Annotated in this window: 8 protein-coding genes and 2 pseudogenes; 2 read left to right on the top strand and 8 right to left on the bottom strand. The window is 68.8% G+C overall.

Annotated elements, in window-relative coordinates; translation table 11 throughout:
- Positions 1–241: 241 nt before the first annotated feature.
- Genes ACFWN1_RS29625 through ACFWN1_RS29605 form a run of 5 tightly spaced genes read right to left on the bottom strand, consistent with a single transcriptional unit; the run spans position 242 to position 4,151 of the window.
- Positions 242–1,591, bottom strand: a complete 1,350-nt coding sequence (locus ACFWN1_RS29625; RefSeq protein WP_384368598.1) for a cytochrome P450 — start codon at positions 1,589–1,591, stop codon at positions 242–244.
- On the bottom strand, positions 1,588–2,193 hold the full coding sequence (locus tag ACFWN1_RS29620) for an ATP/GTP-binding protein (RefSeq protein ID WP_384368595.1): 606 nt from the start codon (positions 2,191–2,193) through the stop codon (positions 1,588–1,590). Before ACFWN1_RS29620 ends, ACFWN1_RS29625 begins: the two co-directional genes overlap by 4 nt.
- Positions 2,168–2,557 carry a DUF742 domain-containing protein gene (locus ACFWN1_RS29615; protein ID WP_384368592.1) on the bottom strand — a complete coding sequence of 130 codons (390 nt, stop codon included), beginning with the start codon at positions 2,555–2,557 and terminating at the stop codon, positions 2,168–2,170. The genes ACFWN1_RS29620 and ACFWN1_RS29615 overlap by 26 nt, the downstream gene beginning before the upstream one ends.
- Positions 2,554–2,931, bottom strand: a complete 378-nt coding sequence (locus tag ACFWN1_RS29610; RefSeq protein WP_384368601.1) for a roadblock/LC7 domain-containing protein — start codon at positions 2,929–2,931, stop codon at positions 2,554–2,556. Before ACFWN1_RS29610 ends, ACFWN1_RS29615 begins: the two co-directional genes overlap by 4 nt.
- Positions 2,932–2,951: 20 nt before the next feature.
- Positions 2,952–4,151, bottom strand: a complete 1,200-nt coding sequence (locus tag ACFWN1_RS29605; protein ID WP_384368589.1) for an ATP-binding protein — start codon at positions 4,149–4,151, stop codon at positions 2,952–2,954.
- Positions 4,152–4,699: 548 nt separating this feature from the next.
- Here ACFWN1_RS29605 and ACFWN1_RS29600 point away from each other — a divergent pair.
- Positions 4,700–5,089 (top strand): hypothetical protein, encoded by a 390-nt coding sequence (locus ACFWN1_RS29600; protein ID WP_384368586.1) that lies wholly within the window; start codon positions 4,700–4,702, stop codon positions 5,087–5,089.
- A 271-nt stretch (positions 5,090–5,360) separates the two neighbouring features.
- A complete protein-coding gene (locus ACFWN1_RS29595) occupies positions 5,361–6,149 on the top strand; it encodes an SDR family oxidoreductase (RefSeq protein WP_384368583.1) in 789 nt (262 codons plus the stop codon).
- Between the two features lie 261 nt (positions 6,150–6,410).
- Here ACFWN1_RS29595 and ACFWN1_RS29590 read toward each other — a convergent pair whose 3' ends face one another.
- The 3 genes and pseudogenes from ACFWN1_RS29590 to ACFWN1_RS29580 all read right to left on the bottom strand — a co-directional run.
- Positions 6,411–7,409, bottom strand: coding sequence for an N-acetylglucosamine kinase (locus ACFWN1_RS29590; RefSeq protein ID WP_384368580.1), 999 nt, complete (start codon positions 7,407–7,409; stop codon positions 6,411–6,413).
- A pseudogene (locus tag ACFWN1_RS29585) lies at positions 7,400–8,398 on the bottom strand (6-phospho-beta-glucosidase); the annotation flags it as partial. The gene ACFWN1_RS29590 and the pseudogene ACFWN1_RS29585, both read right to left, overlap by 10 nt.
- A gap of 1 nt (position 8,399) precedes the next feature.
- A pseudogene (locus ACFWN1_RS29580) lies at positions 8,400–8,490 on the bottom strand (citrate synthase); the annotation flags it as partial.

The following is an 8,490-nucleotide window of genomic DNA, read 5'->3' as shown; positions in this document are numbered from 1 at the left end:
GGTATCCGGTCCGGCGCATGATCAGTGTCACCGCCCCCGCCAAGGTGTCTTCTGTGAGGGGTGGTGCGTCGTTGGCCCGGCCGGTCGCCGGTGGAACGGGGCGCGGAGGTGCTTGCGAGGTCCACTGCCTCTCCTTCTACTTGTGTCGCTCCAGACACTCCGCGCCGTCCTACCCAGGAAGTTGATCTCTCATGCAGACTCCATCAACTGCCTGTGTCACATGCGTCGCAGCGGGTGTGGGCTACTGGCCCGTCAGCCACCGCATGAAGCTGCTCCAGCGTCCCGGCCTACCGGTGAGCTGAGGTGCCGCAGGCCCGGCGGCGGGCCCCGTGTAGGGGAGTGCCTGGTCGCGGGGCGCGGCGGCCGGCTCCGGTACGGCCGCCGGGCGCGGGGTCACCGCGCTGAAACGGACGGGGAGGGAGGCCAGAGCCCGGTTGAAGGGACCGGGACGCCAGGTGAGACTGTCCGCGGGGACCGCGAGTTCCACGTCGGGCAAGGCGTTGAACAGCGTCTCCAGGCCGGTCAAGGCGATCAGCCGCGCCGGGTCCTTCGACGGGCAGGCGTGCGGACCCGCGCTCCAGGCGAGGTGACCCCGGGTGTCGGCGCCCCGGTCAGCGAGCGCCGTGTTGGCGGCGCCGAAGGACACCAGCACCAGTTCACCGGCGTGCACCTTGTCGCCGGCCACGTCCGTGTCGTCGACCGGGTAGTGAGGCGCGTAGTTGGACATCGGCGCGTTGCGCCACAGAGTGTCGTCCAGGGCCCTGTCGAACTGCCCGAAGCGCGCGAACTCCTCATTGGTCAGCATCGTGTAGAAGCTGTTGCCGATCAGGTTGCCCTCGGGTTCGCCGCCCGCACCGAGGAGCAGCACCAGCGTGTGCGCCAGCTCCTCGTCGTTCAGCTGCGCTGGGTGCTGCATCAGGTAGGACGTGATGTCCTCGCCGGGCCGCGCGCGCTTGAGCGCCACCAGTTCGCCGACCGCCCCGAGCAGGACCTGGCTCGCCTGCTCGGCGTTGACGCCGTCGAACATGCCGGAGATGCCGAACAGTACCCGGTCGCCGATTTCCGCCGGGCAGCCGAACAGCTCGTTGAACACGTACAGCGGGAGCTGCTGCGCGTAGTCCCTGAGCAGGTCGGCGCTGCCGCGGGCGCTGAACTGGTTGATGAGGAACTGGGCGGCCTGGCTCACCATCCCGGCCAGCCGTTTGTTGCTGACGCGGGCGAAGGAGTCGGTGATGGCCTGGCGCAGCCGCACATGCTCGGCGCCGTCGGTGAACATCGCGTTCGGCCGGTAGGCCAGGAGCGGCAGGACCGGGCTGTCGGGACTGACGCGGCCCTCGTTCAGCGCACGCCAGCGGCGGGAGTCCTTGCGGAAGGTGGTCGAGTCCTGGAGGAGTTCCAGGGCGGCGTTGTAGTCGGTCACCAGCGTCGCCTCCACGCCGGGGGCGATGGTGACCGGCGCGGTGGGGCCCAGCTCGCGCATATAGCGGTAGTAGGCGTGCGGGTTGGCAGCGAACTCGGCGCTGTCCAGGGGTATGCGCTGCCCGCTGCCGTGTGCGGGGCAGCCGGGCGGAGGTACGGGCGGCGTTGTCATGCGTGCTCCAGGGCGGCGCGCTTCTGCAGATAGCGGACCATGGTGATCAGGGCGTTCACGCTCGACTTCTTGTCGCGCGCGTCGATGGTGACGACAGGTGTGTCGGGCAGCAGGTCAAGCGCTTCCCGGACGGCTTCCGGGGCGTGGACCTTGCCGCCGTCGAACTGGTTGATGGCCACAGCGAAGTCGAGGCCGTAGCTCTCGACCAGATCCATGACCTCGAAGGAATCGGCCAGGCGCTCGGGGTCCACCAGGACCAGGGCCCCCAGCGCTCCCCGGGCCATGTCGTCCCACAGATTCACGAAACGCTGCTGGCCGGGCGAGCCGAACAGATAAAGGACGATGCGCTCGCTGAGGGTGAGGCGACCGAAGTCCAGGGCGACCGTGGTGGTGGTCTTCCCCTGTACCCCTTTGAGGTCGTCGACGCGCTCCGAGAGCGTCGTCATCTTCTCCTCGGTGGACAGCGGGGTGATCTCGGACAGCGAGCCGATCAGGGTGGTCTTGCCGACGGCGAAGTGCCCGACGACGAGGATCTTCACCGCGGTCTGCTGTGCGCCGCTGCGCACGTAGGCGTCCTCAGACAGAGAGAGCCTTGAGGCCATCGAGCACCTCCTGAAGCAATGCCTTGTTGGCGAAACGGGTCGAGGGCACCGGCGCCCGGGTGATGAGATGACCCGCCTCGGCGAGGGAACTGAGCAAAACCTTCACGACGCCCAGGGGCAGTTGCGAGTGCGCGGCGATCTCGGCGACTGAGAGGTAACCGCTGGAGCACATGTCCAGGATCTGCTGCTCCTCGGGCGAGAGCCGCTGGGGGCGCTGCTGCTCGTCGGTGGCCGTCGTCACCAGGGTGATGAGGGCGAACTCCCCTTCTTCGGGCAGCTCACGGCCACGGGTGATGACGTAGGGCCGGACTAATTCGCCGGTCTCGGACACGAACTCGGGCTCGCCGCGGCCGGGGTCCGTCATGAGGTGACCGCGTCGCCGCGCAGGCCGGTCGACATGGCCTTGCCCAGCCGGCTGACCAGCTGCTGCATCCGGTAGGTGATGACCTGCATATCGACCTCGGCCGACGCCGCCACGGCGAGGTAGCTGCCGCCGCCCGCGGCGTTCAGGAACACCCAGCCTCCGTCGAATTCGATCAGGGTCTGGCGCCAGTTCACTCCGTGGTCACCGCAGAAGAAGGAGACGGACCGGCTGAGCGACTGCAGTCCGCTCACGGCGGCGGCCACCTTGTCGGCGTCGTCCCGATGGATCTCGGCGGTACGGGACATCTGGAGGCCGTCGGCAGAGATCAGGACCGCGTGGAGGGCGTGCGGGATCTTCAGCGCGTCCTCGAGCATCCAGGACAGCTCGTCGCTACTCACGGGGCATCGAATCCTTCGTGTGAATCGGCAGTGGTATCGCGATCGGCGGCCGGCACCCGTGCACTTCGGCCGCTGAGAGTGCCACGCTGAAAAGCGCCCATGGCCGCGACCCGTGCCTCTGCTGACCGGGCCGACGGCGCCTCGTCCGGCTTGCTGTCGCTGTCCGCCACGAGCGCCATACCGCGCTTGCTGCGCCGCCGGGGCAGCCCGTCCTCTGTCGTTGCGGGAACCGAACCCTGGCTCACCGCGGTGGCATTGACCTCGTGTGTGGTCGTGGGCCTCTTGGGCTCCGGCATGTCGGTCAGCAACTCCTTGGGCACCCTCACCACCGCGCGGACACCGCCGTAGGGAGAGGTGCTGTCGATGGTGACCGTGAACCCGAACCTGGCGCACAGGGCACCGACCACCGCGAACCCGAATTTGGGCGGGTTGCCTAGCTCGGAGACGTGCACCGCGGACCCGCCGGACAGCAGAGCGGTGGCGTTCGTCCTTTCTTCCTCACTCATGCCCACGCCGGCATCATCGATCACGATGACGATGCCGGTGGGCACTGGCCGCACCTCGACGTCGACCGTGGTGGACGGATCGGAGTAGCTGGTGGCGTTGTCGAGCAGCTCGGCCACCGCCAGCGCGATCGGCTCAACGGCACGGCTGGTCACCGCGAAGTCGACCCGCGAGGCGATGTCCACGCGCTGGTAGGCCCGAATGCGGCCCTGCGCTCCGCGGATCACGTCATGAACCGGTGCGGCCTCCCGCTGCCGGCCAAGCCATCCTCCGCACAGCACACCGATGGACTGCGCACGCCGGTTGAACTGCGAGTTCATGTGGTCGATGTCCAGCATGTCCCGCAACACGGCGGAGTCGCCGTACTTCTTCTGCAGCCCGGAAATGGCCCGCTGCTGCTCCACGGCGAGGCCCTGGAGGGTCCGCATGGCCGATTTCAGTACGGTGTTGGTGGCGTTTTCCGCCTCTTCCTTCGCCTGGCGGACCACCTCGTCGTAGCCGCTGCGCAGATCGGTGACCGTGGACTCGAGGTGAGCGACCTCGCCCCGCGATCCGGACAGCTCACCCTGCACACCCTGCTTCTCGTGGCGCAGCGCATTGATCGTTTTTCGCTGGCGGGTGATCACCCAGATGGCGACAGCGACGCCGACGACAAGCGCCCAGACTGCCGGGTTATGCCAAAAATTCGTCATGTGACTCTCTTTGAGCGGCTGGAGTCCAGCTCTCGGAACCTGTCCAAACGGGCCCTCGGCCGTGGGCGGACGTCACCGCCCGGAGAGCCCGCTGGGGGTAGACATGCCGAAACGAAAGCTCATATGGCATGTGCACGAAGCGTATCACCGGAGATCATGACGCTCTGTCAGATTCCTTACCCCACAACAACGTTGGCGTAAGGTTCATACTGGACTGGTGAAGAAGACGCCACAGAGGTGTGAGGTCCTGCGGTCACCGACCTCTCCTTACGCCGCCGGGGGAGCCGCTGCCTGGGCGGCATGAGTCGGCCAAACCGGGCACCAGGCCGGGTCCTCGCGGGCTGATCTGGCCACGTAGGGCGGCACTGCTTCGCCCGTGCCGCACGCCTAGGCCGTCGCCGGGAAACAGCGGGGCCGGCCACTTCGCCGTCCCGCGCGTCAGCACCGTCGTGGCCGCATCCGACCGTGGAAGCGGTGGCGGGCCCACGCCGCGCCACAGGTCTGCCGCGGCTGTCACCATGTCCTGCCCGACGCGAGGAGGACGCTTCGTGCCGATGCTTGAGTCACACCCCGCCGCTTTCCCCGTCGACCCGCCCACGGACCCCGACGACCCCGACGTGGTCGCGGCTCACGACTGGGCCGCGTTCGAGGAAATCCACGAAGTAGCGGATCACTGGCAGCGCCCCGGCTGGGGCGCCGGCACCCACGCCTACTACTGGCTCCTGACCTTCCCCGACGCCGCCTTCAACGGCCAGATCGCCCAGCTCCAGTCAGTTGTCGCCCCCTTCCCCTACGACCCCATACCAGCCGGCGGAATCCACCTCACCCTGGGTCGCATCGGCACGGTCGAGCGTGCGGGCTGCGCTGGTCCCTATGCGCGCTCTCCCCACCTAGACCGTGCGCGTGGAGTCCGTCGAGCTGGTGACCATGCACCGTGAGCCGGGGGCCTACCGATGGGACGTCGTCGGCAGGCTCTCGCTGCCGGACGGCGCGTGACACCGGCGACGAACGGACCGGGTTCTCGGCCTTCAGCCGGTTCGGGGCGACCGCAGGTGCCCCGAACCGGACAGCGCGAGGTCGGCATGCATCGGAAGGATCAAACGCGCTGCTGCACGGGCTCGTCCAGGAGAGCAATCGCCAAGACCTGTGGGTGAGGTAAAGGAAAATCGGGTTGCCGTTCCCCTGTAGGAGGCCGAACGATTGCGTCTCGTGACGACCGCTGATGAGAAGCCGCTGTTCGACGCCGCCAGACCGGTCGCGCTGGTGACCGGCGTCGGCCGGTCCATCGGGATCGGTGCGGGGATCGCCCGCCGACTGGCCGAAGCGGGCTGGAATGTCGCCTTCACCTACTGGACGCTGTACGACGCGCGCATGGCCTGGGGCGCCGAGACTGACGCCGCGGAAACCATCGCAACGGCCCTGGAAGAGCGGGGCGCCGACACGGTGGCGATCGAGGCGGACCTCGCCGATCCTGAGGCCCCAGGGCGAGTCTTCGACCAAGCCCAGAAGCGCCTCGGCAACGTCTGCGCGTTGGTGATGTGCCACTGCGAGTCGGTGGACTCCGGCCTGCTCGACACCACCCCGGAGAGCTTCGACCGCCACTTCGCGGTCAATGCGCGTGCCTCCTGGCTGCTGATCCGTGAGTTCGGCCGACGCTTCCGAGGAACCCGGGGAACCGGACGCGTGCTCGCCCTCACCAGCGACCACACCGTCGGCAACCTGCCCTACGGGGCGAGCAAGGGCGCTCTCGACCGCATCACCCTCGCCACCGCCCACGAACTCGCTCACCTCGGGATCACTGCCAACGTGATCGACCCCGGCCCGATCGACACCGGCTGGATGTCCGACGACATCCGCGATCACGTACTGCGCCGGACACCGCTGGGACGTCCGGGCAGCCCGCAGGACACCGCTGATCTGGTGGACTTCCTGTGCTCACCGCGAGGGCAGTGGATCAACGGGCAACTACTGAAGAGCAACGGTGGTTTCGCCGGCTGACCTGCCGGCCCCTGACTACGCGGCCTCCTCGCGCTCGACCAGGATGCCGTTCTTGAACCCGGCGCCGGACCGGACCGGGGCGGGCGTAACCGCTCGGGCGGGGAAGTGCGCTCAAGCGGAGCCCCGTCCGCTCTCCGTGCCATCGGCCGACCCTGGCCGGTGTTCCCGGGCTAGCCCGGGTCGCGGCCACCGCTCGGCCGTCGGACTTCCCGACCGTTGTGCGATGGCCGCTCCCTGGGCTCGGCCCCCCTGCGGAACTGGCTACTCGCCGTATGCCGAGCGCAGGAGTACTCGCGCCTCCTGTGGTGCGCCCAGGGCGTCAAGGCCGAGCAGCCCTGCGCCGAGGACCGGTGGCGCTGTGACCACTCGCGGAACCGCCTTGGGCGCGCGTGCGCTGAGCAGGGTGGTGATGCGGTCGTCGAGCGCTGTGTGCCCGGCGGCCAGAATGCTGCCCCCCAGGACGACGGTGACCCTCTCGTGGAGCAGGTCGAGGCGTGCGAGGGCGACCCCGGCCAGTGCGGCGACCTCCTCCGCGAGGCGCTCGACGAGCGTTGCCGCCACCGCGTCACCATTATTCGCGGTAGCGAACAAGAGTGGGTTGACCTCGTGTCGCCATCCCGGTCTGATCCGTCCCAGGTGAACGTTCTCGATCAGGGCGTGCATGGAGTCCAGGCCGAAATGCGCGGGCAGGACCCGGGCGAGCGCGGTGGGATCACCTCGGCCGTCCTCGGCTCGGGCGGCGTACCACATCGCTTCCTCCGCGAGCCCGACCCCGCCACCCCAGTCTCCGGAGATGTGGCCGATGGACGGGAAGCGGGCCGTGCGGCCATCAGGGAGCATTCCCACACAGTTGATGCCCGCGCCGCACACCACAGCTACCCCGCGCGACTCCTCGGCGCCCGTGCGAAGCAGGGCGAAGGTGTCATTGCGGACGGTGACCGACTGTGCCCACGCCCGGTCGCTGATCGCAGCGGCGAGAGCCTCTTCCTCGGCCGGGAAGTCCGCGTTGGCCAGGCACGCGGAGACGTGATCGACGGTCCCCTTCAGGACCCCGGCGACGCGGGCGCGCTCCCATGCTTCGGAGATCACCGCGGCGAGCGTGTCGAGCGCCGCGGTGATGCCTACCAGGTGCGGCTGGAACCCGCCGCCACGGGCCGCGCCCAGCAACGTGCCGTCCGCGCTCAGCAGAGCGACGTCGGACTTGCTGTTGCCCGCGTCGACGGCGAGGACGGCGGCTCTCTCCGTGGTGGTCACGCCCATGCCAGGTGCTCCCGGTTGTGGGCGACCAGCCGGTCGGTGAGGTCGTCGGCGATCGCGTACTGGCCGATGAGGGGGTGGGCCAGCAGGGTCTTGAAGACGCGGTCACGTCCGCCGCGCAGGGCCGCGTCCAGAGCCAGGTCCTCGTAGGCACTCACATTCGCTATCAGCCCTGCGTACAGGGGGTCGAGCTGCGGGATCACCAGGGGAGTGGCGCCGGCACCGTCCACCATGGCCTGCACCTCTACGACCGCGTCGTCGGGGAGGAAGGGCAGGGTGCCGTTGTTCAAGGTGTTCACGACCTGTATGCCCGGCGAGTTGCCGAGCAGGGATGCTGCCAGGTTGACGGCGGCTTCGGAGTAGAACGCGCCGCCGCGCTTGGCGAGCAGTTCGGGCTTCGTGTCCAGCGTGGGGTCGCCGTACATCGCCAGCAGCTCCTTCTCCATCGCCGCGACCTCGGCGGCCCGGGACGGCTTGGTGCCGAGCTCCCGTACCACTTCGTCATGGGCGTAGAAGTAGCGCAGGTAGTAGGAGGGGACGACGCCGAGCCGGTCGAGCAGCGTGCGGGGCATCTTGAGGTCTGCCGCGACGGCTTCCGTGTGCTGGGCCAGCAGGGTCGGCAGCACGTCCTCGCCGTCCGGGCCGCCCAGGCGCACGCCCAGCTCCCAGGTGAGGTGGTTGAGCCCTACGTGGTCCAGATGGATCTTCTCGGGGGCCGTGCCGAGGAGGCCCGCGAACTTGCGCTGGAAGCCGATCGCCACATTGCACAGGCCGACCGCCTTGTGCCCGGCCTGGAGCAAAGCGCGGGTGACGATGCCGACCGGGTTGGTGAAGTCGATGATCCAGGCGTCCGGGTTGGTGCGGCGCACCCGTTCGGCGATGTCCAGGACGACGGGCACGGTCCGCAGCGCCTTGGCGAGGCCGCCGGCGCCGGTGGTCTCCTGGCCGACGCAGCCGCACTCCAGCGGCCACGTCTCGTCCTGGTTCCGCGCGGGTGAACATCTCGCGCGGGATCCCGCACAGTTCCATGACCACGCCCGCGTAGAACTCCACGTTGGTGTGGAGCTCGCGGCCGGGCTTGAGC

The sequence above is a fragment of the Streptomyces sp. NPDC058459 genome, from assembly GCF_042721685.1.
Taxonomy (GTDB): Bacteria; Actinomycetota; Actinomycetes; order Streptomycetales; family Streptomycetaceae; genus Streptomyces.
The sequence above is the reverse complement of the archived record's forward strand: the minus strand, read 5'-3'. Positions and strand labels throughout refer to the sequence as shown.

Excerpts from the sequence above, each read along its gene's own strand:
- ACFWN1_RS29625 (WP_384368598.1), bottom strand. The coding sequence starts at position 1,591 with ATGACAACGCCGCCCGTACCTCCGCCCGGCTGCCCCGCACACGGCAGC.
- ACFWN1_RS29620 (WP_384368595.1), bottom strand. The coding sequence starts at position 2,193 with ATGGCCTCAAGGCTCTCTCTGTCTGAGGACGCCTACGTGCGCAGCGGC.
- ACFWN1_RS29615 (WP_384368592.1), bottom strand. The coding sequence starts at position 2,557 with ATGACGGACCCCGGCCGCGGCGAGCCCGAGTTCGTGTCCGAGACCGGC.
- ACFWN1_RS29610 (WP_384368601.1), bottom strand. The coding sequence starts at position 2,931 with ATGCTCGAGGACGCGCTGAAGATCCCGCACGCCCTCCACGCGGTCCTG.
- ACFWN1_RS29605 (WP_384368589.1), bottom strand. The coding sequence starts at position 4,151 with ATGACGAATTTTTGGCATAACCCGGCAGTCTGGGCGCTTGTCGTCGGC.
- ACFWN1_RS29590 (WP_384368580.1), bottom strand. The coding sequence starts at position 7,409 with ATGGGCGTGACCACCACGGAGAGAGCCGCCGTCCTCGCCGTCGACGCG.